General features: G+C 57.2%; 32 protein-coding genes. 14 read left to right on the top strand and 18 right to left on the bottom strand.

All coding sequences use genetic code 11. The annotated features are described in order from the left end of the window. The 12 genes from AGR2A_RS27955 to AGR2A_RS27900 all read right to left on the bottom strand — a co-directional run. A partial coding sequence (locus AGR2A_RS27955) for a terminase gpA endonuclease subunit (protein ID WP_167378262.1) occupies nt 1–1,955 on the bottom strand: 1,955 nt, incomplete at its 3' end. 17 nt (nt 1,956–1,972) lie between these two features. After that, nucleotides 1,973–2,575, bottom strand: coding sequence for a hypothetical protein (locus tag AGR2A_RS27950; protein ID WP_245316644.1), 603 nt, complete (start codon nt 2,573–2,575; stop codon nt 1,973–1,975). Nucleotides 2,576–2,751: 176 nt separating this feature from the next. Continuing rightward, a complete protein-coding gene (locus AGR2A_RS27945; protein ID WP_080823847.1) occupies nt 2,752–3,324 on the bottom strand; it encodes a hypothetical protein in 573 nt (190 codons plus the stop codon). Between the two features lie 230 nt (nt 3,325–3,554). Then, nucleotides 3,555–4,139, bottom strand: a complete 585-nt coding sequence (gene nusG, locus AGR2A_RS27940) for a transcription termination/antitermination protein NusG (RefSeq protein WP_167378261.1) — start codon at nt 4,137–4,139, stop codon at nt 3,555–3,557. 80 nt (nt 4,140–4,219) lie between these two features. After that, nucleotides 4,220–5,401, bottom strand: coding sequence for a helix-turn-helix domain-containing protein (locus AGR2A_RS27935; RefSeq protein WP_080823845.1), 1,182 nt, complete (start codon nt 5,399–5,401; stop codon nt 4,220–4,222). A gap of 69 nt (nt 5,402–5,470) precedes the next feature. Continuing rightward, nucleotides 5,471–5,995, bottom strand: a complete 525-nt coding sequence (locus tag AGR2A_RS27930; protein WP_080823844.1) for a hypothetical protein — start codon at nt 5,993–5,995, stop codon at nt 5,471–5,473. Beyond that, the gene (locus AGR2A_RS27925) at nt 5,992–7,797 is read right to left on the bottom strand and encodes a DNA cytosine methyltransferase (RefSeq protein ID WP_080823843.1); all 1,806 of its coding nucleotides are present in this window, start codon (nt 7,795–7,797) and stop codon (nt 5,992–5,994) included. The genes AGR2A_RS27930 and AGR2A_RS27925 overlap by 4 nt, the downstream gene beginning before the upstream one ends. Then, nucleotides 7,794–9,146, bottom strand: a complete 1,353-nt coding sequence (locus AGR2A_RS27920) for an MT-A70 family methyltransferase (RefSeq protein WP_080823842.1) — start codon at nt 9,144–9,146, stop codon at nt 7,794–7,796. Before AGR2A_RS27920 ends, AGR2A_RS27925 begins: the two co-directional genes overlap by 4 nt. Then, nucleotides 9,143–9,322 (bottom strand): hypothetical protein, encoded by a 180-nt coding sequence (locus AGR2A_RS27915; RefSeq protein ID WP_139786436.1) that lies wholly within the window; start codon nt 9,320–9,322, stop codon nt 9,143–9,145. The genes AGR2A_RS27920 and AGR2A_RS27915 overlap by 4 nt, the downstream gene beginning before the upstream one ends. Before the next feature lie 50 nt (nt 9,323–9,372). Then, nucleotides 9,373–9,525, bottom strand: a complete 153-nt coding sequence (locus AGR2A_RS29835) for a hypothetical protein (protein WP_167378260.1) — start codon at nt 9,523–9,525, stop codon at nt 9,373–9,375. 101 nt (nt 9,526–9,626) lie between these two features. Next, complete coding sequence (locus AGR2A_RS27905; RefSeq protein WP_080823839.1) at nt 9,627–10,097, bottom strand: hypothetical protein; 471 nt, start codon at nt 10,095–10,097, stop codon at nt 9,627–9,629. A gap of 222 nt (nt 10,098–10,319) precedes the next feature. Next, the gene (locus tag AGR2A_RS27900; RefSeq protein WP_353615853.1) at nt 10,320–10,577 is read right to left on the bottom strand and encodes a helix-turn-helix domain-containing protein; all 258 of its coding nucleotides are present in this window, start codon (nt 10,575–10,577) and stop codon (nt 10,320–10,322) included. Nucleotides 10,578–10,673: 96 nt separating this feature from the next. Between AGR2A_RS27900 and AGR2A_RS27895 the strand changes: the two genes are divergently transcribed. The 9 genes from AGR2A_RS27895 (at nt 10,674) to AGR2A_RS27855 (ending at nt 16,167) form a co-directional block, all read left to right on the top strand. Further along, on the top strand, nt 10,674–11,306 hold the full coding sequence (locus tag AGR2A_RS27895; RefSeq protein ID WP_035264236.1) for a LexA family transcriptional regulator: 633 nt from the start codon (nt 10,674–10,676) through the stop codon (nt 11,304–11,306). A 245-nt stretch (nt 11,307–11,551) separates the two neighbouring features. Further along, nucleotides 11,552–11,734, top strand: a complete 183-nt coding sequence (locus tag AGR2A_RS27890) for a hypothetical protein (protein WP_020811226.1) — start codon at nt 11,552–11,554, stop codon at nt 11,732–11,734. 69 nt (nt 11,735–11,803) lie between these two features. Next, on the top strand, nt 11,804–12,010 hold the full coding sequence (locus AGR2A_RS27885; protein WP_208617161.1) for a hypothetical protein: 207 nt from the start codon (nt 11,804–11,806) through the stop codon (nt 12,008–12,010). Then, the gene (locus AGR2A_RS27880; RefSeq protein ID WP_080823834.1) at nt 12,003–13,088 is read left to right on the top strand and encodes a DUF5131 family protein; all 1,086 of its coding nucleotides are present in this window, start codon (nt 12,003–12,005) and stop codon (nt 13,086–13,088) included. Before AGR2A_RS27885 ends, AGR2A_RS27880 begins: the two co-directional genes overlap by 8 nt. A gap of 11 nt (nt 13,089–13,099) precedes the next feature. Then, nucleotides 13,100–13,558, top strand: a complete 459-nt coding sequence (locus AGR2A_RS27875; RefSeq protein ID WP_080823832.1) for a hypothetical protein — start codon at nt 13,100–13,102, stop codon at nt 13,556–13,558. Further along, nucleotides 13,555–14,250 carry a hypothetical protein gene (locus AGR2A_RS27870; protein ID WP_080823830.1) on the top strand — a complete coding sequence of 232 codons (696 nt, stop codon included), beginning with the start codon at nt 13,555–13,557 and terminating at the stop codon, nt 14,248–14,250. The genes AGR2A_RS27875 and AGR2A_RS27870 overlap by 4 nt, the downstream gene beginning before the upstream one ends. Then, on the top strand, nt 14,247–14,822 hold the full coding sequence (locus AGR2A_RS27865; RefSeq protein ID WP_080823828.1) for a hypothetical protein: 576 nt from the start codon (nt 14,247–14,249) through the stop codon (nt 14,820–14,822). Before AGR2A_RS27870 ends, AGR2A_RS27865 begins: the two co-directional genes overlap by 4 nt. 95 nt (nt 14,823–14,917) lie before the next feature. Next, on the top strand, nt 14,918–15,124 hold the full coding sequence (locus tag AGR2A_RS30430) for a ribbon-helix-helix protein, CopG family (protein ID WP_080823827.1): 207 nt from the start codon (nt 14,918–14,920) through the stop codon (nt 15,122–15,124). Between the two features lie 59 nt (nt 15,125–15,183). Further along, nucleotides 15,184–16,167 (top strand): hypothetical protein, encoded by a 984-nt coding sequence (locus tag AGR2A_RS27855; protein WP_139786435.1) that lies wholly within the window; start codon nt 15,184–15,186, stop codon nt 16,165–16,167. Nucleotides 16,168–16,333: 166 nt separating this feature from the next. Here AGR2A_RS27855 and AGR2A_RS27850 read toward each other — a convergent pair whose 3' ends face one another. Then, nucleotides 16,334–16,936, bottom strand: coding sequence for a recombinase family protein (locus tag AGR2A_RS27850; protein ID WP_080823823.1), 603 nt, complete (start codon nt 16,934–16,936; stop codon nt 16,334–16,336). Nucleotides 16,937–17,049: 113 nt separating this feature from the next. Further along, nucleotides 17,050–17,727 carry a HEPN domain-containing protein gene (locus AGR2A_RS27845; RefSeq protein WP_139786434.1) on the bottom strand — a complete coding sequence of 226 codons (678 nt, stop codon included), beginning with the start codon at nt 17,725–17,727 and terminating at the stop codon, nt 17,050–17,052. A gap of 301 nt (nt 17,728–18,028) precedes the next feature. Between AGR2A_RS27845 and AGR2A_RS27840 the strand changes: the two genes are divergently transcribed. The 5 genes from AGR2A_RS27840 (at nt 18,029) to AGR2A_RS27820 (ending at nt 20,418) form a co-directional block, all read left to right on the top strand. After that, nucleotides 18,029–18,703, top strand: a complete 675-nt coding sequence (locus tag AGR2A_RS27840) for a ParA family protein (protein ID WP_080823820.1) — start codon at nt 18,029–18,031, stop codon at nt 18,701–18,703. Continuing rightward, a complete protein-coding gene (locus AGR2A_RS27835; RefSeq protein ID WP_072495436.1) occupies nt 18,700–18,987 on the top strand; it encodes a hypothetical protein in 288 nt (95 codons plus the stop codon). The genes AGR2A_RS27840 and AGR2A_RS27835 overlap by 4 nt, the downstream gene beginning before the upstream one ends. 178 nt (nt 18,988–19,165) lie before the next feature. Then, entirely contained in the window at nt 19,166–19,444 is a 279-nt protein-coding gene (locus tag AGR2A_RS27830; RefSeq protein ID WP_072495435.1) for a type II toxin-antitoxin system RelE/ParE family toxin, read from the top strand. A gap of 115 nt (nt 19,445–19,559) precedes the next feature. Further along, nucleotides 19,560–19,865 (top strand): HigA family addiction module antitoxin, encoded by a 306-nt coding sequence (locus AGR2A_RS27825; protein ID WP_072495434.1) that lies wholly within the window; start codon nt 19,560–19,562, stop codon nt 19,863–19,865. A gap of 130 nt (nt 19,866–19,995) precedes the next feature. Next, the gene (locus AGR2A_RS27820; RefSeq protein ID WP_072495433.1) at nt 19,996–20,418 is read left to right on the top strand and encodes a hypothetical protein; all 423 of its coding nucleotides are present in this window, start codon (nt 19,996–19,998) and stop codon (nt 20,416–20,418) included. A 3-nt stretch (nt 20,419–20,421) separates the two neighbouring features. Here AGR2A_RS27820 and AGR2A_RS27815 read toward each other — a convergent pair whose 3' ends face one another. The 4 genes from AGR2A_RS27815 to AGR2A_RS27800 all read right to left on the bottom strand — a co-directional run bounded on the left by AGR2A_RS27815 (nt 20,422) and on the right by AGR2A_RS27800 (nt 23,344). Beyond that, nucleotides 20,422–20,685, bottom strand: a complete 264-nt coding sequence (locus AGR2A_RS27815) for a DUF982 domain-containing protein (RefSeq protein WP_080823818.1) — start codon at nt 20,683–20,685, stop codon at nt 20,422–20,424. Nucleotides 20,686–20,715: 30 nt separating this feature from the next. Beyond that, entirely contained in the window at nt 20,716–21,780 is a 1,065-nt protein-coding gene (gene ligD, locus AGR2A_RS27810; RefSeq protein ID WP_080823816.1) for a non-homologous end-joining DNA ligase, read from the bottom strand. A gap of 238 nt (nt 21,781–22,018) precedes the next feature. Next, nucleotides 22,019–22,858: a DNA adenine methylase gene (locus tag AGR2A_RS27805; protein ID WP_080823814.1), complete on the bottom strand. Its 840-nt coding sequence runs from the start codon at nt 22,856–22,858 to the stop codon at nt 22,019–22,021. A gap of 195 nt (nt 22,859–23,053) precedes the next feature. Next, nucleotides 23,054–23,344, bottom strand: coding sequence for a phage holin family protein (locus AGR2A_RS27800; protein WP_031234067.1), 291 nt, complete (start codon nt 23,342–23,344; stop codon nt 23,054–23,056). Nucleotides 23,345–23,524: the final 180 nt, after the last annotated feature.

Below are 23,524 nucleotides of genomic sequence, written 5' to 3'. Positions count from 1 at the left end.
CGGTCGGTTGTCAGCCGGCGCTTGTTTTCGAGGTGCCAGCCGAGCGCATAGGCGTAAACGGTCACGTCAAACCAGTCGTTCTGGCGACCGTTGATCTTCTTCCATTTGCGCCCGGCCTTCGGATTGACCAGCTTTCGCGAACCGCGCTTGAGGCTGGTTCGCGCCTCTTCTTCCTCGTCAACCAGCCTTTCAGCCGTCAGCTCCTTGGCGAAATCGGTGTCGCAAAGGTTGGCGGCAAAATGGATGGTGCCCCGTGGCCACTGGCTATCCTCGCCGACGCCCTGCACCAGGTTGGCGAGGGCGGCCGCAACGGCCGTTTTCACATCGTAGAGGCCGACCGGATAAAGCAGGACTTTCGCAATCACGCGGTTGCGATGATCCTTGATATCCTTCTTTTTCGGCGTTCCAAGCCACGGCAGGCCGATGGGTTCGCGACCGTCGAGGGCAAGCACATTCGGCCGGCCGGCGCAGAACCGGTAAACCCGGTCCGTTGCCCAACCGGTATCGACACCGGAAATGTCCAAGCCCTTTTCCCTGCCGCTCGGCGTGACATAGGTCCGCGAGAGCGCGTCAGAAAGCTTGATCCATGGTTCGTCCGACTTATCGGGCGATCCCTCGAAAATCTCGCGGTCGATAAGGCAATACTGCCCGCGCGGCCCGATGGCATAGACACCCCACTTGATGCCGTAGCCCTGAACGTCAGCAGCCGAAACCAGCAGGGCCGCCCATTCCGGAATGACGTTGTTTGGTATGCCCTCGTCGCGGGCCGCTTCAACGATCTTTTCGTGATCGATTTCGACGCCGCCCGGATCGTATGGCAGGGCCAAATCCTGCTGATAGAACGCCTTCATTTTGGTGGTGTCGCCTTGCGCGTCTTCCCACCGTTTCCAGATTTCGGCCCAGCGTTCGCGGGGCGCATAAGCGGCCCAAAGGTGATAGCTTGGTTCCCACTCGCGGCACCTGCCCTCTTTTACGGGGCAAAGCCACTTCGCAAGATCGGCCGGCGCTATCGCCAGCGGTACAGGATCGTCACCCTCATGGACGCGCCGCGCGATCCAGTGTGCCTGTTCCTCCATCTGCCGCTTGTGGCCGTCGAGGATAGGTTCGTCACAACGGACGCAACGCATGTGCACCGGAAGGCCACGCGCGGCGTCCGGTCCGCGCATCATGTCGAATTCGAGCGCCTGATAGGTGCCGCAATGAGGACAGGGCATATAGCGATATCGCTGATCGCCCGCCTCGAAATCTTCGGTAATGGCGCATTCGCCGGCGATGCCCGGCGTTGATCCCTGCCATTCCTTGGCAAGATCGCCGTACATCTTCTGACGCGCCCGCGCCTGATCGCGAGGACTGCCGCGACCGTCAACGTCTTTCGGATATCCCGTGACTTCGTCCATCGCCAGATACTTGATGGACACCATCTGCAAGCCCTTGGAAGAACCTGCGTTGACGATCTGGCAGAAGCCGCCGGCGTAGCGCTTGAACGCGGACGTGCTGCCCTGTTCGTCGCGGCTGTTGACCGGCATCACCTTGTGAGCGATGCGGGGCGACACCTCAATTGTCGGCTGCAATTTGATGCGGTTGAACTTCGTCGCTTCTTCCAGCGTCGGCAGCACGATCATCATCGAGCCGGGCGCTTGATCCACGATGAAGCAGAACCAGTTTTCAATTGCGGTCGATTTGCCGAGCTGGGCGGCCCAGCGGCACGTCACGCGCCGCGCCGGATGATCCGGATGCAGGCAATCTTGCGGCTCGCGCAGATATGGAACGCGGTCCGTCAGGAAGTTACCCGGCCACGGCGAACCCGATTCCGGCGACACCTTGCGATATGCGTCGGAAAATTCGCTGATCGTCAGGTCTTCAGTCGGCCGGCTGGCGGCGGCCATGCCGCGAAACAGAACCAATGCGCCATGGACAAGTTCTGGAAATCGAGCGCGCACATCGTGAATGGTCACTGGTAAGCCCGCCCTGATTAGTCTTGCTGAAGCAGCTCGCCCTCGGCTTGGCGCTTCAGCGCTTCAAGTTGCTTTGTCACCTGCTCGTTGAATGTCGCCAGACCGAGCTTGACGAACCCTTTCAACGCAAGGCGCACGGTCCGTTCGTCCCAGCCGAACTTGAGCGAGAGCGTTGCGGCTTCCGGCTCGATGGCGCGTTCGAACGCGCTTTGCATCAGGGCAACCGCATCGCGGCCGGCCTGATCGACCTCGTCAACGATGGTGAGTTCGCCCCGCCGTTTGGCGAGGTCCATTTCTTTCAGTTCGGCGTCGGCAAGCGCCTTGCGCGCGTTGCCATCGGCCTGCGTTTTGTTGCGATTGTGGACGCCACCCGAGGAAGGTGCCGGGCTGGCTACGCTGCTAAACAGCGTACCGGCCGGGGCGGAACGGATGCGGATGTTGCCGGATCGATGTTCCACCAGGGCGATGTAATCAACCTTGTTCGACTTTCCGTCTTCGCGAAGCGGCAACGCTTCCGCGTGCTGCTTGAGGTAGCGGGAGAGCGTCGAGCGGTCCACCTTGTCGCCGGATTGCGTCAATCGCGCCGCCGCTTCGGTGATGGAAATCCAGTCTTCGTCCATCAAATCCATCCGTGCAAGCGTGCGTGCATCGTGCGTGTATGCGTGTACCGCTTTTCGAAAGTGCAACTAGTGAAATCCCGCAGTACCCCTGTCCCGTATGGTCGATTTTCTTCGAATACGGTCCCTAAATGGGGGGGGTGGGGGTGCCGCCCCTCAAAGGGGGCAGCGTCGAAGGGTCACGGGACCAGCTTATCAAGCACCGCCGAGACACGTTGATCGAGCAGCGGAGCGGCGATACGATGGAAGGCGGCGGCTGTTGCGCCCGTGGACATCTCCACCGGAATGAAGACACCCGACCGCGCGAAGGTGATTTTACTGCCCGACGAATTCAGCCGGTAGTAAACGTGCCCGTTGAACTTCGGCACCTCTTTGCGATCCGGGAACAACCCGCCCCGCATGAAAGTGCCCGGGTAAAGGGTTGCCTTCCCGAACGGCCTCGCCACCACGCCAGCCGGCGTTTCCTTCGGCCGAAGATACTTGAGGCGGATGTTTCCGCCCCGCGTCGTCATGTCGTAAATATACCGACCGGGCCGAGCTGCGGCAGGATTGCCAATCGCCTTGACGATAACCTGCCTTGGCAAGCCGGTCTGTTTCGTCAGCTCACGGATGACAACCGTTTTCGAGCGGTTGCCTACCTGGTTGACGATGCGCGGCAAGACTTTCGGGAATTGCGCATTCAGCGTTTGAAGGCGCTTGCCGTACTTGGCAAGGTTTCTGTCGGCCCATTTGATCGTCAAAACACCAGACATGGCCGCGCCTCCGGGAAATAACCCCTATACAAACGCAAAAGGCGACCGGTTAAGGTCGCCTTCTGAAAACATAGCTATCGCACCGACCCTGACTCGATGCCTCAGAAGCGAGGCCGGCAAGGCTGGGTTCCGGATCGCCTGTTCCCTGTAACCGTCTGGTTAGCTCTGGCAGCGTCTAGCGCTGGCATATGAGGGTGACGAATCCGAAATATCCGTTGCCCAAATGACTCTCACACCTTTTTCAGAAATGCAAGCGGCAGTGTGACGGGCTTCAAACGATCCCCAAAAGCCTCAATCCAAACGGTTGCTCTGGCGTTTCTGGCGGCCGTGACCTGCACCACAACGCAATCATGACCGGCAAAAGGCCCGTGGGTGATTTGAACTTTGCTGCCCTGCCCTATCGAACGATCAACGGCCATGCGGCTTACATCGTTCGTGTCGCAGATGGCCTTCAGCTTCGTTACATCAGCCAGCCGGACTTCGTAATAGCCCGTGGAGCCGCCCACGAAATCCACCACGCCCTCTTGCAGTTTCAGCCCGAAGAACGCTTCGGCCGAGGGCAGCACCCTAACCAGCATGTAACCGGGCAAAAGCGCGCTTTCGCCTTCGACCTTCACCCCTTTTTTCACAGCCGTCCAGCGCTCGCGTGGTACGAAAACGTCAACGCCGGCATCTTTGAGATTTTGTTCAAGCGTCAGTTCCCGCCCTCCAAAGACCGCCATGCAAAACCACTTTGCCCTTGTCGGCTCATCCTCGAAACGCGACATGGCGGCGGCGCTGAGTTGCTGGATCGCAAGTCGGAGCCGTCGCGTCATGCGCCTCTTTTGCCATTCCGATGGCTCGTTTTGTGCGCAAACGTCCACTTGCGCCCCCGATTTCTTTCCCCGCATCCGCGTCAAACCTTACTAATCTGTGTTTCAAATTCGGTGATAGCGGCCTCAACAGCCGTATCGAGATTGGTTTCTTCCGGATCGACAGGCGGAAAGCGCATACCCATAGGCGGCACCCATGAGAACCACGGCCAGCATCGGCGTTCGTGCAGGCGCTTCCATGCCGCCAGCAGATCGCTATCAGGCGCGACCCATTGGAACCGTTCGGAAATCGGCTCCAAAAACGTGGAGCATCGCCAAGGCTCGCGGCGTCTGGCTGCAAAAAGCATACCCTCGACAACGCTTGCGCAGTAATCAACCAGCTTGTTTCGACGGATTTCGTCGGCAGACTTTTGGCCGGTATCGACCATGATCTTTTCGACAGGCGCTAACCGGATTGGCTGGTTTGAGGCCGTCAAAAGCATTTCGAGCCAAGTCGCCATCCAGAGGTTGGAAAAGGATTTTGCGGGTACTTTCGCGACCGGTCCGCTTGCTGGCGGCAGCTCCTTCCATGCCTTTTTCCGCAAGAAAATAGCGGGGCTATAGGGCTTCACCCTGCCCTCAATCCACCTGAGATACGATGGCGTTAACCGGATGCAGTCGCGCCGATCCGCGTCAGCCAGCTTGTCCCATTCCGCTTTCGCCTCGTCACGGCTGTAATCTTCGTGTCGCGGCCAAGTCGGTTTCCACCGCTCAAACTCGCGATTTATCCGCTTTCGCTCTGTCGGCGTCAGCGCGCGCTCGCCCGCGCCTCTTTCTGGAGAGTTAATTGGAGAGGTAAGTGGAGAGTTATTATAGAGGGGGCGCTCTGCCCCCAGCTTATGGGGCGCAGCGCCCCCAGCTTCGGGGCGCAGTTCCCCCACCTCACCAGCGCCGGCATCGTCATAAGGTGAGGGCATGACACCGCCACCTTGCTGCAATAATTCCGGATGGCTGTAACCGTCCGGCCAGCGGGCAACGTACTTCTTTTGACGCCATTTTTGACCCTTCATGCCGGCACTCTCCACCCGCAGCCAGCCCTTTTCCTCGGCGGCACGCAGATGAATCCGGATTGTCTTGCGGTCACGCCCGCTTTTTTCGACCAGGTCGCCAATGGGAGGAAAGCAACGGTCGCCCTCGCGGTTCATGAATTCGGAAAGCACACGCAGAACGTCGCGCGTCGTCGCCGGCAGATCGGAATTACCGATTGCCCAGCGCCACCGCCACATCCGCGATTGCTCCTTTCGTGTTCTGTTTTCGCTCATTTTCTGTCCTTTAGCCCCGACATATGCTCGTTTTCACCCTTTCCAGTTTTCGTAAGCGCGGCGCAGATCGAGCCATCTGCGAGCCGCTTGCGTGTCTTCGTTGAGTTGATTTTTTGAGCTGATCGCGAGAACGCTTTTCAGCCGCGTATCGGCCGCCGTTTGCGTTCGGACCTGACCGCCCGCCGTGGTGGCCTCTAGGAAGCGCCAGAACGATGGTTCTTTCGCCGTAATCGCTGCATTGGCCGCGTAGTTCTTTTCGCGTTCCTTGCGGTCCTCATGGCCCAAGGCGCGACGCAGGGCGGCGATGATCTTGCCGGCTCTTTCGCCAACATCGAGAAGCAGGCGGGCGACATCGAGGCCGAGCGCTACCAGCTCGATTTCATGCGACAACGCATCCTTGCTGAAGGTTGCGATTATCGTTGCTTCGTCCATGTGGCGGAACGTGACCAGGTGCACCCGCTCATTGTCGGTTTCGACCACCCATTGATCGCCGGCCAGCCGATCCGCGAGGTAGCGTACACGGTCAACCTTTCGTTGCTCTGCTTGATGATCCCTCATGCCGCGACCGCCTTGACCGCGAGGTGATTGCAGTTTGCGGCGGCGAGCGCCTTCGCCACGGGTGGGCAAACGCTGTTTCCAACGCAGGAAATCTGCACTTCTTTGGAAAATGGAACCCACTCAGGACCGCCATTGTGGCCGATCCGCGAGCGGTCATAGTAACCGTCGATCTTGTAATCAGCCGGGAACCCTTGAGCCGTGTAAAGCTCGCGAGGCGTCAGCATGCGCATGCCGATATCGACAACAACGAATGTCAGGCCGTCGATTTCTAGAGTGACGAATTCCCGAGCATCCCAAAGACCATGGGACCGCATGAAATCCGCCACCTGCCGCGCGCGAGCTGCTTGCGCTTCAGTGAATGGCGGAATGCCGATTTCCGCCTCAAGATGAGCGTGGCGCGCCTTACAAGTCGCGGTCCGCATTGGCTCATCGCCGCGCGAACCCTCGCCAGTCTCGTAATAGGATTGCAGGAACGGCAGTATCAGACGGCTTTTGCCCTGCCCTTCCGGCATCACAGTGCCGCAAGGCTGCCTCATGCTGTGGCCGGTAGAGGTTCCGAAATCCCGCGCCACGTAAGCGGCAACGAGTTGCTGATGGCTTCCAGTTTGGGTGACGGCCGACAAAGGCGCGGACGCCGGCCGGCCCGGATTTACCCCGCCGATGCGCCGGCTATCGTTATTGTGCTGGGCCATGAACGCGCAAATGACGGCGTTTTGATCTTTATCGCTGGCAGTGATGGTATGCGCGGGCGTCCGAACAGAACGGTTTGCCCCTCCCTGCTGGGCGTAAGTCAGTACAGGCGCGACCAGCGCATGCTTGCCGCTACCGGCAACAACGGTTCCTAGCGGTTGATCCGCCGACATGCAGCGCGGCGCTTGCCCTGCCCGCTCACCGTATCCGACCTGCACCAAGTACGGCCGACCGGCACGCAACACAAACCGGTCAAACCCACGCGCAACCCGAGCCATGGAATTGTCAGCAAGGGGCCGCTTGGCTTGCACGCCGTGCTTTTCCTTGATTTCAGCGGCGCTGTCGAAAATCGAAGGGCAAGGAATGCTGTAGTCGATGCAGTCACCGACGATAGGCCACGGGAGCTTGCGGCCGGCAATTACTTCCGGATCATCCGGACGGCCATGCGTTGGCACCGGCCAGACGATGGGCTGGCCGTCAAAACGAATGATGATAAACAACCGCTTACGGATCGTCGGAGCGCCATAGTCGCACCCGCGTAGCTCGCGGCTTTCCATTTTGCCGCCAAGCTTGCGGATGGCCTTGCACCACTTCCGATAGCTTTGCCCTTTCTTTTCAGGATCAGGCATCAGGCCGCGCGGCGTCATGATGAGCGGGCCGTAATCCTTAAACTCCTCGACATTCTCCATCATGACGACATCGACTTTGCCGCCGCTTTTCTGGATGCGTTCAATCCATCCGGGAACGATCCAGCAGAGGTCACGAATATTGCGCTCGACAGGCTTGCCGCCCTTGGCCTTACTGAAGTGTTTGCAGTCGGGCGAGAACCACGCCAGTCCAATATGCTTGCCGCGTAGATGGTCTAAAGGATCTACCTTGTAGACGTTTTCCGAAAGGTGGATTGTGTTCGGGTGGTTTTCCTCATGCAGCTTCAGCGCAAGAGCGTTGTGATTGATCGCATAGTCTGGCGACCTGCCAAGCGCTTGCTCTATCCCGGTCGAAGCGCCGCCGCCGCCCGCGAAGCTGTCAATGATGTAAGGGCCATTCGGACCGATGGCAGGAGTTGCCACCAATAGTGTGCTTGCGAAAAGTGCACCAACATGAGCGTTCATGCCGCACCGCCTTCCGGCGTGCCAGCTTGATTGCCCCAAAAATCCCAGCGGCCGTTAAGGCGGATATCGCCTTCGGCCAAACTGTCTTTGCGCTGGAAAAGCTCAAGCTTTCGCAGATCGGGCCACAGCCTATCAATCTGCTCGGCGAACCATACCGGTTTGCGGCTATGCTCGGTCTTGGCCTCACAATGTAGGCTGGCCGGCTGGGTGCCCTCTAAAGGCGCCATCGAAATGGAGCCGCGCTTGCCGATCAACAGCAATTCGTGACGATCCCGGACCCACCGACCCATGCCGATGTTGACCTTGTCCCAAGCCATGCATGTGACGTACTCAAAGCCCCAAGCTTCAAGCACGGCGATGCCATCAGGCAGGCGATTGGCCGTCACCCAAAGATACAGCACCGCATCGCGCGTAAATGGCGACTTGTCACCAGCGCAGAGCGCCTTGATTTCCTCGACCGGCATAGGAGGATAAGGAAGCCCCTTATCCTGCCCCGTTTCGTCGCTCCAAGCCTCTTGCTTCCATGGTGGATCAGCATAACCGACCGAATAAGCCGCACGCGGCATTTCGGCCGTGGACCTTCGGCCCTGCTCAGCAATCAGGCTGATCATCCGAAGGCGTGATGCCCGACTGCTTGCGCGCTCTGCATTGCGAACGACCTTGTTTTCGGCTTTCACCGCCCTGTCAGCAGCGAGGAGCGCGCGGACATAGCTTTCCTGCGCTTCAGGCGTCTCAATCTTTTTAAGATGATCGAGCGTCACCCCGTTGTTGTGTCGGGTGCCGATGAGCTGCTGAATTGCGGACTTGGAAATCTTTTCGCCACGCTCGACATCGCGCCGGATGGAACGTTCATCCCTACCGGTCGCCTCGGCAGTTGCGGCGGCAAACGATTTGGCGTCACGGACAACTTGTCCGCCACGTCCCTGCGCAGCGTTTGAGGCCAGAGCCTGCGCAACCCCTTTAGCTGTTTCCGGGTACTTGATGAGATGCAACTCTTTGCGCCGGGCCATGAACAAAGCGCGCTCGGCGACACTCAAGTCAGAGCGGATAAGGTTCTCGTCAATTTCCCATAGCTCGCGGTCCGTATCGTCGCCCTGCTCATGAAAGCAGAGAATGGTTGACATGCCCAACCTGGTGCACGCTTCCAGACGATGACCGCCGGCGCTTAGGCGGACCGTCGCATCCGCCTCATCGCCATAAACCGTGATAGGGGTTTTAAGCCCAACCGCTTTGATCGAATCCATGAACGAAAGCACTTTGGCTTCATCCAGATTGCGCAGCCGGGTTCCGACGATGATCTTTTCAATGTGCCGGGCAACGGCAATCTTTTTCTTTGGTTCGAGGATCATCGGCTAGGCTCCGTCCGAACATAGTTGCCGTGATCCGACGCCTTCAGCTTTTCGCCGACGCGCTTGCCACTCATTCCGCGCGAGAGCATCTTTTCGGCCGCCTGCGGATGAAACTGGAAAGCCGCACCAGAAATGGCGCGGCGAGCATCGACCGGGAGAGCATCGAAGCGCCGCATCGTCGCGGCCTTTTCTGGATTTGGGGGAGGAAGCCTATCCGGGCCGTCCATCAGTCAGCCCTCACGATGGCATCGAGGTAGCGCCGACCGCTATCCTTCAGATAGACGCGGGCAGGCCCGGCTTTCGGTTCTTCGATGCGGCAATATCCCGCTTCCGTGCACGACTTGGCGCGGTCGCGATCATAGATGCGAATGAGGCTCATCTTTCCGCCCGCTACGTCACGCAGCATGAAAAGAAACTGTCGATCCAGCCTGCTAAGCGGCTTTTGGAAAATCCGGGTGGCAGGAGAATTGCGAGCGGGCTTCATTCGTCACCGCCAATCATCATCGCGTCGAGGCGGGCCAAAGCGATCTTTGCGGATGCAATGCGCTTGCGGATTTCCTTGCGCTCGTAGGCGTCCGCGTGGCCGTCCGACAGAGCGTTTGCAACCTCATCGACGACATCGTCGAGTACGCGATCAAGCTTGAGCAGGCTCATCGGGCACAGCTTGACATCATCCCCTCCCGGCAGGTCGTCACGAACCAGCGCGAACCCCAGCTCTCTTGCCATCGTGGTGAGGATGAACGGATGGGGCGACCTGCGATCCAGATCGACGGCGAGATCAATGCGGATGAAGTTCTCTTTCCACTGCTCGTCTTGCGATGCGTATTTCGACAACGCGGAGATACCGACGCCGAGCAAGCCGGAAGCGGAAGAGGTGCCGCCGACCGCGTCGTATGCCGCCTGCGTGTTAGCCTTGAGAGCAGTTTCAAAAATCTTGGAATTCTGACGCACTTAGAGACCCCACAAAAGCAAGGAAAAAAAATCTGGAAATGATTCCGTGAATGCCGTTCGCAGGCGGCGTATTCAGGTGACAGCTACAGAGTTACGGAGATCACCCGATGCGAAACAAAGTTAGAAACCCGCGCCAGAGCATCAGTGAGATTGCGCCCCGGCGCGGGCCGCAGCAGGCCGGGAGGAAAGGCCGCGCGAATGGAAACGATGGAGGTGAACGCCCTATTCATTCGCGGCACCTTCCGGTTCAGAAAACAGGTCCAAGCGATTGGCTTTCAGCCATTCAAGACGCTGGTTGTGCATGTCGATGACGGCAACATCATTGTTGGTCACGTCACGGATGCGCTCGACTAAGTGAGCATCGGCACGATTTTCCCCGTCCTCATAACGCTGATAGGTGCGCGCCCTCTCGATACCGAGAAGCGCAGCCATGTCAGCCAGGGTCTTTCCGCGCGTCAGTCGCCACTCTTTCAATCGCATGGCCGGGAATATGTCGATAAACGACAATAAAAGTCAATCAAAATACTTGTCGAAAACCGACATACCCTCTTTGTCGAAAATCGCTATAAAAATACCATGACAAATCAGATCAGAAAAATTCGGGAAATGAGTGGCAAGACGCAGGCGGAAGCGGCTGCGGTGCTTGATATCACTACTGAAAATTACAACCGGCTGGAAACGGGCAAGACGCAGTTAACCCTTTCCAAGATAGAAAAGCTGGCCGAGTTTTTCCACAGGCAGCCGGCCGAACTGATCGCCAGCCACGGCAATGTGCGGACGGTCAGGGTGCGTCAGCATGTGCAGGCGGGGGAATGGGCAGAATCACTGCTATGGCATGAAGACGATTGCTATGACGTAATCGTTCCGAATGATCCAGAGTTTCAGAATGTCATGCTTTATGGCGCGGAAACGCGCGGACCATCTATGAATAAGCGTTACGCCGAGGGTTCGGCAGTCATTTACACCAGCCTGATGGAAACCGGAGAATCCCCTATCCCCGGGAAAAGATACATCGTGGAGCGAGAGCGCGCAGACGGCTTACGCGAAGCCACGGTCAAAACACTCTTCAAGGATGACGAAGGGAAATTCTGGCTACTGCCGGAGTCGAATGATCCGCGTCACCAACAACCTATCGACCTGAGCGGCGGCGATAACGACATCGTGAGGATCGTAGGTAGAGTGACGTTCTCGGTACAACGCGAGACGTAAAGCCGCCTGTCACAGCATCCGAATTTTTCAAAGACCTATGTCATTGATCGACATAGGTCTTTTTTTGTTCTCCTTATGTATTGTCGAAATTCGACATACGCTTGCTTGACTTTGATTGTCGTTTATCGACATATTCCCGCCATCCCGAACCGTTGAGCCCCCTCACGGCAGAAGGGTTCCCGGATGGGCGGCTTTCCTCGAAATGTCATGCCGCCCATCCACCTCAACAGGATGGAGAACCAGGCATGAAACAGCGCTCGCAGGAAGAGAACAAGATCATCAACAAGATGGCGGATGCAATTTTGGGCCTTGGCGAAGGCTGCACCGAGAACGATATCGCCGACCGATTTACCCGCGAACAGATCAAAAAGTACGGCGAGGAGGCCCGCGAGCTGGCCGGCCGCCTTGCCCGTCGCGAAGCGGCCTGAATGCCCCTTCCGGTTTCCGCACCTTCGCCTGCGCAGGCAGGTGCGGTTTCCCGAATAGACGGACAGGCCATGCCCAACACCCCAGCACCGAGCGACTTCCAAATGAATGCCAGCCCCAGCCGGAAGCCAAGATCGCTTTTCCGCGTCACCTATCGCGATGGCGCGACGGTTACGACGACTGCCGCAAGCTCGGTTCAAGCAGGCGCACAGGCCGAGCGCCTGCGCCCCGGCGCAATCAAGAGCATCAAGTTTTTGAAGAAGGTTTCCCATGGCTGATACGACGAACATTTCATGGGCGGACATGACGTTTAATCCTTGGATTGGCTGCACCCGTATCGCGCCAGCTTGCGATGGCTGTTACGCCGCCCATTTGATGGAAACCCGCATGCACCGCGCCGAGTGGGGCGGGCCGGGCAAAGGCAACGGCACCCGCGTTCGCACCAATGCCGCAAACTGGCGCAAGCCGCTCGTTTGGAACGCCAAGGCTGCGAAGGAAGGAACCCGCCCCTTTGTGTTCTGCGCTTCGCTTGCTGACGTGTTCGATAACGCCGTTCCGGATGAATGGCGTCGGGATCTATTCGACCTTATCCGCGCCACACCGCACCTTGTCTGGTTGCTTCTGACGAAGCGCCCGCAGAACATTGCCAAGATGGCCGAAAAGGCCGGAGGACTGCCGGAAAATGCAGCGATCGGAACCACGGTTGAGGATCAGCCGCGGGCGAATATCAACGTGCAAGCATTACTGCAGGCGAGCGTTGATTTGTGGCACGCGAAGACACGCCCGCTCTTTTTGTTCCTGTCGTGTGAGCCACTTATCGGCCCGGTCGATCTGACGGCATTTCAGGAATACCCGACATCCGAATATTTTACCGACGCTTTGCGCGGGAAAGTCTGGATGCGGCCGGAAGACAACGACATTCCCACCACGCGTTTTGTCCAAAACGGCCGGGACTACATCGGGCTTTGCCACAGCATCCAGTGGGTGATCGTTGGCGGCGAAACCGACCAAGGCGAACACAAGGCACGGCCGGCCCATCCGAATTGGGTTCGCAGCCTGCGCGACCAGTGCGCGGCGGCCGGCGTTGCCTTCCATTTCAAGCAGTGGGGCGAGTACGTGCCGCAGCTCGGCTCGGTCACACTCGATGATGACCCGGAAATCAGCCGGTTCGATTGGATGGAGTGGACCGGCGAGGAATGGGAACACTGGCCTAACCCAATGTGGTGCGACGAGATGGACCCTGATCACAGCATGATCCGGGCAGGCAAGCGCAAGACAGGCCGCTTTCTGGACCGCGTTGAGCATAACGCCCGCCCCGCCGTCCCTGCCCTCACCCTGAAAAATTCCGCAGCCTGAAAGGCGTTCCGATGACTGAGCTTAGATACCTGCCGTCCGCATGGATGGACGAATCTATCCCCGAGCCACAAGAAGACCCGAACAGCTTTATCCATCGCGCCGGCGACGATTGGTTTCTTCGGCCGACAGAAGAAGACGAAGATGATGAGAATTACTCTCAGCGCCTACAGCACGGCGATATCGTCATGTTCGATGAAAACCGCGTCTTTGGCGATTTCACCCTCATCATTGTGGATGATGGCCGATGGCTGACGACTACGCACGTACCGGCGCAAGCCAATTGCTTTCGCCTCGAACGCGAGAACGAAACGATATCTCATTCGATAGATGACCTGATTTCAATCATGGAGCTGAAGGAAGGCGAGTATTCTATCGATGCCTATTGGTGGTCGGACTATGAAGTGCCGCTTCGCTTCGTTGTTGAAGGTGAAACGGCCCGCTTCGAGCGTATCGAAGGGGTAGCTCAATGAGCCGCGACGATCTGGCAAAAGCAGCCCTCAAACTCGCAAACGCGGTTGAACATGACATGAATGGTACGATGGGCAAGGGCGGCAATGGCGGTCTGCTATCCGACACGACCTTGCGCGCGGCCCACGAAGTGCACGCCATCTTGAACCGGCCAGACGCGAGGCACGCCGACGATATCGCGGTCGACCAGGTGGCGGCCGCAATGAAAGCAAAGCTGGCGAAGAAGCGCGATTGCGGCCTCGACATATGGCGCGACAATGAAAAGTGCAGCCAAGCTTCGCTATCGCAGGCTCTCGCCCACCATGTCCAGAAAGGCGACCCCATCGACGTGGCGAATTTCGCGATGATGCTTCACCAGCGCGGCGAGACAATCGCGCTGGACTTCAAGCCTTCCGATTTGCGGAAACTTGAGGCGGAAGGAGCAACGCCCCTGCCTTATCCCAACGAGCTGACGGGCGATCTGAAAACAGTGCTTTCGAAAATGCTTTGGGAAACCGGCCCGCTTGCCGAAATCCTGCGCGCCGGCGGCGATGCGATCCCCTATCGAGCAGAAGACGAGCAAGCCCATGTTCTACATTGGCTTATCAAGCTCCTCCTAAAGCACGGCGAGGATTACCGCACAGTTGCCGTCGAACACTTGAGGTTTTGCGATGCCGTAAGAATTGCAAACCGTGATGGAGGGACTACCGCATGAGCATTATCAATGCATGGAAGCCGGAAGGCGACGTTGTCTTGCACCAGGCGCTTGGCAAGCTGGCCGAGGAATGCAGCGAGCTGGCGAAGATCGCAACGCGCTGCATGATCCAAGGCTATGTGGAGGCCGATCCGGTGACGCAAAAACTGAACAGCACCCAGCTTATGGAAGAAGTCGCGGACGTGCGCGCCACCATGCGGTGGCTGTTCGATGTGCTGGATCAACCCTTTAAAGGTGAAAGCCCGCGTGAGGCCCGCAAATTCGACGGCTTCAAACGATGGGAAGCGATGCTTCGGGCGAGCGCTCCTCAAAAGAGTCTTTCCGTAGAGGAAGCAATCCTCCGATCTGACCCATCCGCAGAGCTGGAGGGCGATGCGCTTGAGACGCACCTGAAAAGCCTCATTGTCGCGCACCCGAACAGGGCCGCGCTTGCCACGTTCGATAAAGACATGCGTATGTGGTTCGTCGCCCAGCTCGCCAGCGTAGCCAGCCGCCGCGTTCCCCTCACAGATATCGAGGGCGTAGTGGCGTGGCACCTGCCACCCGCCACAGATGACGCACACCCGAACTAAGTGAGGCAGGGTTTTGCCAGCGGCGAAACGCCATCACCGAGGAAACTTTGTGACGCCGCTTGCAGAATCAACAGGAATCACTGCTACATGTAGAGATGAAGAATACTCGTCCCTCATCCCGTGAAAGCGTTGCAGCCACCCGTGCGAGACAAGCAGCCAAAGGGCTTGTGAATGTCAGCATTGTTATGCCGGGTGAAGTGGTAGCAGAGATTGACCGATTGAAACAGGAGCGTGGGGCATCGTCCCGCGCCCCGATACTGGAAGAGGCCTTCAGGTTTTATATAGAACAAACAAGGGCATAAAATAAAAAAGCCCGCCTTTGGCGAGGCAGGGCTTTTTTGGATAAGTAGATAAAACGATCTTGAGAACCGTAAGACAGTCTCAAGATAGTTCAGAATTAACGAACTCGCAAGATGTTAGCGCTTGCGAGAACGCTGATTTTTTGTCTGCTGTCCATGCCCTCTTGAGAGAGGACAAAGGAACCATGTTCCAGCAGATTGGCGCGGTGCAGGCAAAATCCGGCACCAAACGAACTGGCGCACCCGTGCGCAGAAATTCCCGCCTGAAGGGCAAGTGTGAGGCTGTATTCTGGAAGCCCCTGCCCCGCCACGAAGCCCGTGAAATCCTGCTTGCCGCGCGCAAGTATGAGCTGGCAATGAAACAGCCTGGTAAGCGCACCGGCCCCCTCGGCCACGTCGCGCTTGAGGTGCTGGATTATCTCACCAATCTGGTTGATTTCGGAAACGGCCGCCTTGACCCGTCCATCAGCACCATCATGGAAAAGATCGGCCGCGCCCGAGCTGCTGTATGCCGCGCGCTCGATGCGCTCCGCACCCATGGCTTTGTCGATTGGTTGCGCCGATACATTCCGACCGGCAACAAAGGCGCAGGCCCGCAGGTGCAGCAGACAAGCAACGCCTATCGCTTGAGCCTGCCGGCGCGCGCCAAGGCGCTTCTTGGCAAGTATGCGAGGAAGGCCGCCCCCCTGCCCGATGACGCGCTACAGGCCCAGCAGGAACGCCAAGACGCCATCAAGGCGCACATGGACAGCCTTTCGCCGGCAGATCGCCTACGGGAAACAGTGGAGGACAGGGCGCGCGCCGAGCAACTGGCGGGCATTGTGGAGCGGGCTGCACAGAACCGCGCCCAGCGGGCCGAGGAAGGCCGTCAGACGCCGGCAGCAAAGCAGATGCAGTTTCACTACACCCAGCCGGTCACGGCGAACCCTGCCATTGAGCGCATCCGCAAAAATTTGGAGGCACGAAAGGCCGAAAAGCTTTTGAAGGAGCGTGAGTTCATTGAAAGAACTGAATCCGGTCCTGATTTTTATAATCCTGCGGATTAATAAGCGGACGCCGCTTGTTCGGTCCGCTAACGCGGCCCTGCGGCGGTTCCGAACCGCGTTAAAGTGCGGTTCGGCGGCAACCTATACGCAGTTTCAGAACCATTTACACGCTCGGATAGGTCTTTTGGCTTATGAGAGGTCGCAAGGGGAAATCTTGAAGAGAATATTATTCCAAATCGCCCGGAGTGGCGTCTTGCGATGCACCTTTAAGGCGAGAGATTGTCAGGCGGCTTGTTCCGAATTTTCGGGCCACGGCTGCAATGCTCGCGCCGGCCGCCAGATCGGCAAGCGCCATCTGTTTTTGCCGATCCGTCAGGGCGGGCGGCCGGCCGAAACGCTTTCCCTTTTCCCGCGCCCTCGCCACGCCGGCTTGCGTGCGCTCAATATTCAAATCCCGCTCGAATTGCGCGACGGCGTTTAGGACGTTCATCGTCATGGTGCCGGCCGAGCTGGTGAGGTCGAGGCCGCCCAGCTGGAGGCAATGCACCCGCACCCCGTTTTCAGCAAGCATCTTGACCGTGCTGCTGACATCGATGGCGTCACGGCCGAGGCGATCCAGTTTTGTGACGATCAGCACATCGCCCGGCTCCATCCGGTCGAGCAACTTCATAAAGCCAGGTCGTTTCGCAGCCGGCGTACTACCGGAAATCGTTTCGGATATGATCCGGCGCGGCTCGACCGAAAAGCCAGCGGCCGAGATTTCGGTAATCTGGTTTTCGACCGTCTGCCCCGTGGTTGACACTCTGACATAAGCGAACGTGCGCGACATAGCTGTTTCCCTGTTCAAAAGTGTCCCGTTCTTTTTGAGCATGCAAGAAAGTCGGGATAGGCACTTTTGAGCAGAACCGCCCTGCCCTGTCTATAACCGGACGGTTTTGAGCATCACGCGGGCGCGACTATGGGTTCGAACAACGCTTCAATTTTCGGAGCCAATGTTGAGAGCGCCATAGCGTGGGCTTCGTTTCCCTTGGAAAGGATGGCGTACTGATAATTAAACGGGCTGGCAGGATTAAGGATAGCCAGGTGCGTCGGCATCGAGATGCCGTGCGTCAAATACAAGTGAGGGTTCAACGGCTCGAACCAAGACCAAATGTCATGTATCAACGCATCGAGCTGAGCGAGCATTGCCGTGCTGGCGGATTGAGGGCCACCGCGCTCGTTGTCGGGATATCGGCCGATATATCTGTCGTTCAGGGTTCCGAGGATCGGCGGCGCGGCCGATGTGCAACCCCTCACCTCTTGCGCCCACGCGTAAAGAGCAGCGAGATTGTGCGTCTCGGGAAGCCCGGAGATTTTCGGAATAGCGCGGGTTTTCAGTGCCCTCTTGAGTGCTGGAATGTCGCTATAACGGCCAGCACTGGATATTATTATGAAAGCTTTCAGGTATTTTTCCACCACCTGGTGTGCCGGTATGAACGAGGCGAACAGGCCGCTTTGTAGACCCACCCGCGCGAGCAGATAATCATCAAGACCAGAAAGCAACAGCATCATCGTATGACGAGGCAGTGTTCGCAGATTTCTGTTTTCAGTAGTGGATTTCAATGTGTATTGACGTTCCATGCTCTTATCCTCGAAAAGCGACTTAGTGTAACTGTCTGACGCTACAGTGGGTTTGTCACTGTTTTTAAAGTGAAAGCTGCTTTAGTTTGCAGCACTGCGCATCCCAGTACAGACGTTCCAGCGATGATATTGGCAGCTACGTGTGAAAGTGCATCAAGATTCTAGAAATTCAGCGCGAGCGTCAACGTTGACGCATCAACGTCAGTCGTGACGCAACAACGTTAATGTGCGCGCTTGTTAACGCGCCATAAAGTATTATGATGCACGATGACGCTACAACTTTAATCAGGAAGGACGCGCAATGCCCGTTATCGCAGTCGCAAATCCAAAAGGTGGCGCGGGTAAATCCACCACCACATTAGTTCTCGCAACCACCCTTGCCCGCCAAGGCGCATCCGTCACGGTGCTCGATTGCGACCGAAACCAGCCAATAGCAGGCTGGAGGGCAGGGGAGTCTAAAAATCCTGTTTTGGTGGATAGCGCAGTTGATGAGGAGAGTTTCAAGGAAAAGCTGGATCATCATCGCCGCAAGTCTCAATTCGTTTTTGTGGACCTCGAAGGCACCGCGAACCGGCTTATGTCTCGCGCGCTATTCAGGGCGCATCTGGCAATCATACCGATACAGGCAAGCCCAACCGACGCGGAGCTTGCCGCAAAGGCAATCCATCTGATCAAAGATGAAGGCGAGTCTTTCGACAAAGTCATTCCGTACCGCGTTCTTTTCACGCGCACGTCGCCGCAGATCAAAACCAAAATCGAGCGCCAGATTTTCGCCCAGCTCAGTGGTGGGGAAATTCCCCAATTCTCAAACCATCTAAACGAGCGCGCCGCTTACAAGAGCATGTTCTTTCATCAACTCGACCTGGACGAACTCGACCCGGCCGAAGTCAACGGACTTCCGCAGGCGCGCGACAATGCCCTGAAACTTACAGCCGAACTGGTCGACATGGTCGTACAGAAGGAAGCCGCAGAATGAAAGACCTCGGATTTGGCAACCGTCTTGCAAGCATTAAGCCGGATGATGAACCTGAAAACGATATTCCTGACAGAAAGCTTGACGAGGTGGCAGAGCGCCATGGCTTCGTTGCGCGTGAACCCGTGCAGAAGATTACGAGGCGCAAGGAAGCCGAGCCATCGGCCAACCTCAATATTCGACCGCCAATTTCGACGCACAACCGCTTTGTGAAATGGGCGATTGAGAACAGACTGAGCTATCCCGAAGCTCTCAAAGAGCTGATGGATCGCGCTAAAATCGATTGACGCATCTGCGTTAACGCACGTTATTTCAATGGGCCGCCCACCCGATATTTGGGCGGGCTTCACTTTGTCAGCAAAAAACTTACATCACCCCTTGTTTTGTGTAAGCAATACGCTTACATTCGTTTCGTTAGCAACAACGAAAGAAAGGGAAAAAAATGGTGATTTAGGAGATGGCATTGTGATCAGGAATTTCAAAAGTAAGGGACTAAGCGAGCTTTTCAACACTGGTGAAAGCTCAAAGATAGACAGCCAGATGCACAAGCGCATCAAGGCTCGACTAGACCGCTTAGAACAGGCCGCGTCCCCCAGCGACATGAAGCTGCCCGGCTTCAACTATCATGCTCTAAGTGGGTTCAATCCCACTAGATACACCGTTCACGTCAACGGACCATGGTGCATAACCTTCGAATTTGAAGACGGCGATGCATTCAACGTTGATTTTGAGCAATACCACTAATGGAACCTGCACCAGCCGTCCGGAGTTCGTACGGCTGGTGCTAAACAAAAACCGCTATACAGAAGAGACAGAACGAACACTTAGAAAGTGCACGTGTCATAGTTAGGAGACGAGAATGGCTTATGAGGTAGAGAGGCCCCTGAAACGGTGCCCATCTCATCCGGGCGCATTACTCAATGACATAATCCCGGATACCGGGAAGACCAAGGTAGAGATAGCTAATATGCTGGGTATTTCCCGGCAGCAGCTGTACGATATCGTAAATGAGAAGAAGCCCGTATCGCCCAATATAGCGGCGAGATTAGGCAAGCTGTTTGGAGATGGAGCCGCCATTTGGCTCAGGATGCAGGCGGCATATGACGCTTGGCAGGCGGAACATAATGTGGATCTGGAAGACGTACCCACGTTAGAAGTTGCCTGATCATGGAGATGTGACCAAACATGAAAGCCGCTCACCCTCATGAGCGGCTTTTTTGCGTCTTCTAGTCTACCGGCGATTGCTTGACTCCTTTTGCATATGAGAACATTCATAGAACAAAAAGGAAGGATCAATGCCCGCGCCGCTCCTCAAATCAACCGAAATTCAAACGACAATCAGGAAGCCACTAAGCTGGCCGATGCTGATTTGCTTTCAAGGTGAATGGCAGGTTTGTTACAAAGCAAAAGGCAAACTTGACTGGCGCACTATCATTGCATGGGTATACGGCCGGGAAAGCATCTTCTTTTGCGAAGTCGGGCAGGAGCAACACGTGGTGGATTTGCCAGACCCCCAAAAGGTGCCTTTCTTTGACACCAAATTTCCTTTCACCGTCGATGAAATAACGGGCGAGGGCTTTCGATGCATGGAGCTTGCCGGCGCTAACAACATCGTGGCGGCGAATGCCGCCTATCAGGTCTACAAGCATAATATAAATGGCATCGTGCGGTTGCGGCATGGCGGCCGAATAGTGCGCCGATCCGATGAAGAAAAATAGCAGCTAGAAATCTAAATCATCATCTGGCGATACGGACAGGAGCGCTTCATGGGCGGCCTCAACAAACGCCGCGCGGGCATCTTCCGGCCGATCATCCAAGCCATTTTCAAGGACGGCAGAGCAAACCATGAGAGCGGTTACATAGGCCTGTCCATCCGGGCTACCCGGCCACTTTTCGAGAAGGCACCGGGCCAAGTCCGTGACTGTTTCAAGGGTTTCGAAATCACCCCAATTGGTCGTAATTGGCTCTATCTTGAATTCGCTCATCCGGCGAGCTTACACTAAAAACCGCGACGTTTAATCAAGCCGATACACGTCCGCGTTATCCTGCCGCTCTCTCAGCCCCTTGTAAGCCGCGTGGCGTAGCTTGCGATCTGGCGTTATTTGCCGAAACTCAATCTCCGCAATGAGCGTCGGTTGCACCCAAACGACCTCACGCCGGCCGGCATAGGCCACGGGCGGCTTTTTCTTCCGCCATGGCAATTTATCGAGCATCCGGCGCAGCTCGTTCGCGGCCCGCTCTTTAAAGCCAGTGCCGACGCTTCCAACATAGCGCAGCTCGTCACCGTCATAGGCGGCCAGCAAGAGCGATGCAAAGCCCCCGCTGGCTGACATGGAGGGTTCGTATCCAACGATCATGAAGGGTTCCGACACGACGCATTTAACCTTGATCCAGTCGCCGGTTCTTCCGCTCCGGTAGGGGCTGTTTCGATCCTTGCCGATGATGCCTTCCAGCCCGAGGCGGCAGGCATGCTCCAACATCAAACCGGGATCGTCGGTTTCAACTTCTTCGGAAATCCGGATTGCGCCGTCAAAGCCCGCCAGCATTTCTTCAAGCAGGTGGCGGCGGCTTCTGTAAGGCAGCTCGCGCAGATCGCGGCCGTCGAGGTAAAGAAGATCGAAGGCAAACAGAACGGCATTGCCGGCCGTCTTCTTGCCGCTACGCGCGCCAACAGCACCCAAGCTGTTCTGTAGCGCATTGAAATCCGAGCGCCCTTGTTCGTCCAGGACAACAGCTTCGCCGTCGATAATGAACGACGCCGGGCCAAGATCGCGGGCCGCTTGCTCGATAGCCGGAAATCGCGCGGCCCAATCATAACCGCCGCGCGTCAATATCCGGACGCCGCTCGCGTCGGCATGAACTGCAAGGCGATAACCGTCCCATTTAATTTCCCATCCCCACTTGCCGCCTGAAGGCGGCTTTTGCTTCAGCAGCGCAAGGGCGGGTTCAACACGCGCCGGCATTGGCTCCAGCGGCAATGCCGGCTGGGCTTTGTTTCGCTTGCGGATCGCGCGCGACTGGATGGGTTTACCATCATCGCGCAGCAGCGGTTTAGAGCGTGGGCGAGGGGGCTTTGTCATACCTTACAGCCTGCGCCCGAAACATTTACAAAGATTTGTCGGCAAGAGAGGGGAAAATCATTCCAGCGAACGCCGGCGGCCGATGCTGCAGCGTGAAACATTCGTTCGCGATCTTGTAATTTTATTGCGGTCGAGGATCCGCTCGAGCGCGCGATCGGCGCGAGAAATTAGAATGTCATTCCCGACGCCAGCGCCAGAAACGCAAAAAGCCGCTCGGCGTACCGAGCGGCTTTCGCGTTCAAAGCAATGGCAGGTTCGGGATTGCCGGCTCCTTGCCGTCAAGAATGACGACTTCGCCAACTTCTTTGCCTTCGCCGCCCCGGATTGTGTAGGTCAGGGAAACCGGCGTCATTGGATAGCGGCCGAAGGTTTCCCGCACTTCCGGCCGGTCATTGAGTGAGATCATGAAGCGGCCTTTGATCGTGCTGAGACGTTCGGCCATTTCCGCGAAATCATCCCGCTTGAAAACGTTCTTTCCATAATCGTTCTCGCAGCCATAGTAAGGCGGATCGAGATAAAACATCGCGCCCGGCCGGTCGTACCGCTCGATGAGAGTGCGCCAGTCAAGGCACTCGATCACGACGCCGGCGAGGCGTTCGTGGACTTCTTCCATGATCGGCGTCAGTCGCGTGACGTTGAACCGCGCGCTGCCAGTGGTATCGACGCCAAAGGTTCGGCCGGAAATCTTGCCGCCGAACGCCAGCTTTTGAAGGTAGAGGAACCGGGCGGCCCTTTCTAGATCGGTTAGGGTGACAGGATCGCACGCGGCCAGGCGCTCGAATTCCCGCCGTGACGTGATCTGGAATTTCATCACCTCCATGAGCTGGGGCAAGTGACGCTGCAGGATGCGAAACAGCGTCGTCACGTCGCCGGAAATATCGTTGATGACTTCAGCGCGAGGCACAAGGCGTCGTCGGAAGAATACGCCTCCCATGCCCGTGAATGGCTCCACATAGAGATCATGCGGGATTTGTTCGAGTAATGCCGCGATCCGGCCGGCCAGCTGCTTTTTACCGCCGAGATAGGCGGCGGGGGGAGACACCGGCCGCACTTCGGAAAACTGAAAGAGATTTTGCATTTGTCTAAGACCATCTTTTCTGACAAACCGCACCGGCCTGCGCAGGCGAAGGGTGCGGCAATGATCTTTGATGTTGTCGGGCGGGGTACGACGCCAATCTGCACCCGCTGTTGCAGCCGCGAGGCTGCGGCCACCCGAGGGCGGCAAAAGAAATGGGCCGGATGGAGAACCAGCCGGCCCGTTATTTTTGCAAGGTCAGGCGACCTTTTTGCTAAACCAGCGCTGGAAGAGAACTTCCGTTCCGCGCGGCCCGAGATAGGCGAGCGCGGCAATAAGCCCGGTTGATGCGGGCTGGCTCATGCCAAGGTATGACGCAACGCCTTCACCGATCAGCGCCATGCCCACGGCCACCGGAAATTCCCAAAGCAACTCGCGCCCGAAAAACTTCCTGTTGCCCTTTCTGGCTTCGTTGCCGTGCCACATGAAGCGGCCGGCAAGTGCGCCAATGATAGTTGTGAATGCCCCGCCGCCCCATGCGGTCAGCATTTCGTTGAACGAGTTGAACTTGTCCACCTTCAGCCCCTTGGCTTCCTTGAAGCCTTACGATTTCTATTTGCGGCAGGCAGGGTCTTTCATGCACTGCTGGTTGTTTGAGTGGATGGCAGGGCCAGCCGTGGCATCCTGCGAAGCCAGCCGGGCCGCCTGCGCATTTGAAAAGCGCGTGAT

It is taken from the genome of Agrobacterium genomosp. 2 str. CFBP 5494 (assembly GCF_900013495.1).
Lineage (GTDB): Bacteria > Pseudomonadota > Alphaproteobacteria > Rhizobiales > Rhizobiaceae > Agrobacterium > Agrobacterium pusense.
Note: the sequence above shows the minus strand (reverse complement) of the source record. Positions and strands in the feature narration are given on the sequence as shown.

Bases quoted from the DNA above. Each gene is read 5' to 3' on its own strand.
- AGR2A_RS27950 (WP_245316644.1), bottom strand. From the start codon at position 2,575: ATGGACGAAGACTGGATTTCCATCACCGAAGCGGCGGCGCGATTGACG.
- AGR2A_RS27945 (WP_080823847.1), bottom strand. From the start codon at position 3,324: ATGTCTGGTGTTTTGACGATCAAATGGGCCGACAGAAACCTTGCCAAG.
- nusG (WP_167378261.1), bottom strand. From the start codon at position 4,139: ATGACGCGACGGCTCCGACTTGCGATCCAGCAACTCAGCGCCGCCGCC.
- AGR2A_RS27935 (WP_080823845.1), bottom strand. From the start codon at position 5,401: ATGTGGCGGTGGCGCTGGGCAATCGGTAATTCCGATCTGCCGGCGACG.
- AGR2A_RS27930 (WP_080823844.1), bottom strand. From the start codon at position 5,995: ATGAGGGATCATCAAGCAGAGCAACGAAAGGTTGACCGTGTACGCTAC.
- AGR2A_RS27925 (WP_080823843.1), bottom strand. From the start codon at position 7,797: ATGAACGCTCATGTTGGTGCACTTTTCGCAAGCACACTATTGGTGGCA.
- AGR2A_RS27920 (WP_080823842.1), bottom strand. From the start codon at position 9,146: ATGATCCTCGAACCAAAGAAAAAGATTGCCGTTGCCCGGCACATTGAA.
- AGR2A_RS27915 (WP_139786436.1), bottom strand. From the start codon at position 9,322: ATGCGGCGCTTCGATGCTCTCCCGGTCGATGCTCGCCGCGCCATTTCT.
- AGR2A_RS29835 (WP_167378260.1), bottom strand. From the start codon at position 9,525: ATGAGCCTCATTCGCATCTATGATCGCGACCGCGCCAAGTCGTGCACG.
- AGR2A_RS27900 (WP_353615853.1), bottom strand. From the start codon at position 10,577: ATGCGATTGAAAGAGTGGCGACTGACGCGCGGAAAGACCCTGGCTGAC.
- AGR2A_RS27895 (WP_035264236.1), top strand. From the start codon at position 10,674: ATGACAAATCAGATCAGAAAAATTCGGGAAATGAGTGGCAAGACGCAG.
- AGR2A_RS27890 (WP_020811226.1), top strand. From the start codon at position 11,552: ATGAAACAGCGCTCGCAGGAAGAGAACAAGATCATCAACAAGATGGCG.
- AGR2A_RS27885 (WP_208617161.1), top strand. From the start codon at position 11,804: ATGCCCAACACCCCAGCACCGAGCGACTTCCAAATGAATGCCAGCCCC.
- AGR2A_RS27880 (WP_080823834.1), top strand. From the start codon at position 12,003: ATGGCTGATACGACGAACATTTCATGGGCGGACATGACGTTTAATCCT.
- AGR2A_RS27875 (WP_080823832.1), top strand. From the start codon at position 13,100: ATGACTGAGCTTAGATACCTGCCGTCCGCATGGATGGACGAATCTATC.
- AGR2A_RS27870 (WP_080823830.1), top strand. From the start codon at position 13,555: ATGAGCCGCGACGATCTGGCAAAAGCAGCCCTCAAACTCGCAAACGCG.
- AGR2A_RS27865 (WP_080823828.1), top strand. From the start codon at position 14,247: ATGAGCATTATCAATGCATGGAAGCCGGAAGGCGACGTTGTCTTGCAC.
- AGR2A_RS30430 (WP_080823827.1), top strand. From the start codon at position 14,918: ATGAAGAATACTCGTCCCTCATCCCGTGAAAGCGTTGCAGCCACCCGT.
- AGR2A_RS27850 (WP_080823823.1), bottom strand. From the start codon at position 16,936: ATGTCGCGCACGTTCGCTTATGTCAGAGTGTCAACCACGGGGCAGACG.
- AGR2A_RS27845 (WP_139786434.1), bottom strand. From the start codon at position 17,727: ATGGAACGTCAATACACATTGAAATCCACTACTGAAAACAGAAATCTG.
- AGR2A_RS27840 (WP_080823820.1), top strand. From the start codon at position 18,029: ATGCCCGTTATCGCAGTCGCAAATCCAAAAGGTGGCGCGGGTAAATCC.
- AGR2A_RS27835 (WP_072495436.1), top strand. From the start codon at position 18,700: ATGAAAGACCTCGGATTTGGCAACCGTCTTGCAAGCATTAAGCCGGAT.
- AGR2A_RS27825 (WP_072495434.1), top strand. From the start codon at position 19,560: ATGGCTTATGAGGTAGAGAGGCCCCTGAAACGGTGCCCATCTCATCCG.
- AGR2A_RS27820 (WP_072495433.1), top strand. From the start codon at position 19,996: ATGCCCGCGCCGCTCCTCAAATCAACCGAAATTCAAACGACAATCAGG.
- AGR2A_RS27815 (WP_080823818.1), bottom strand. From the start codon at position 20,685: ATGAGCGAATTCAAGATAGAGCCAATTACGACCAATTGGGGTGATTTC.
- ligD (WP_080823816.1), bottom strand. From the start codon at position 21,780: ATGACAAAGCCCCCTCGCCCACGCTCTAAACCGCTGCTGCGCGATGAT.
- AGR2A_RS27805 (WP_080823814.1), bottom strand. From the start codon at position 22,858: ATGCAAAATCTCTTTCAGTTTTCCGAAGTGCGGCCGGTGTCTCCCCCC.
- AGR2A_RS27800 (WP_031234067.1), bottom strand. From the start codon at position 23,344: ATGCTGACCGCATGGGGCGGCGGGGCATTCACAACTATCATTGGCGCA.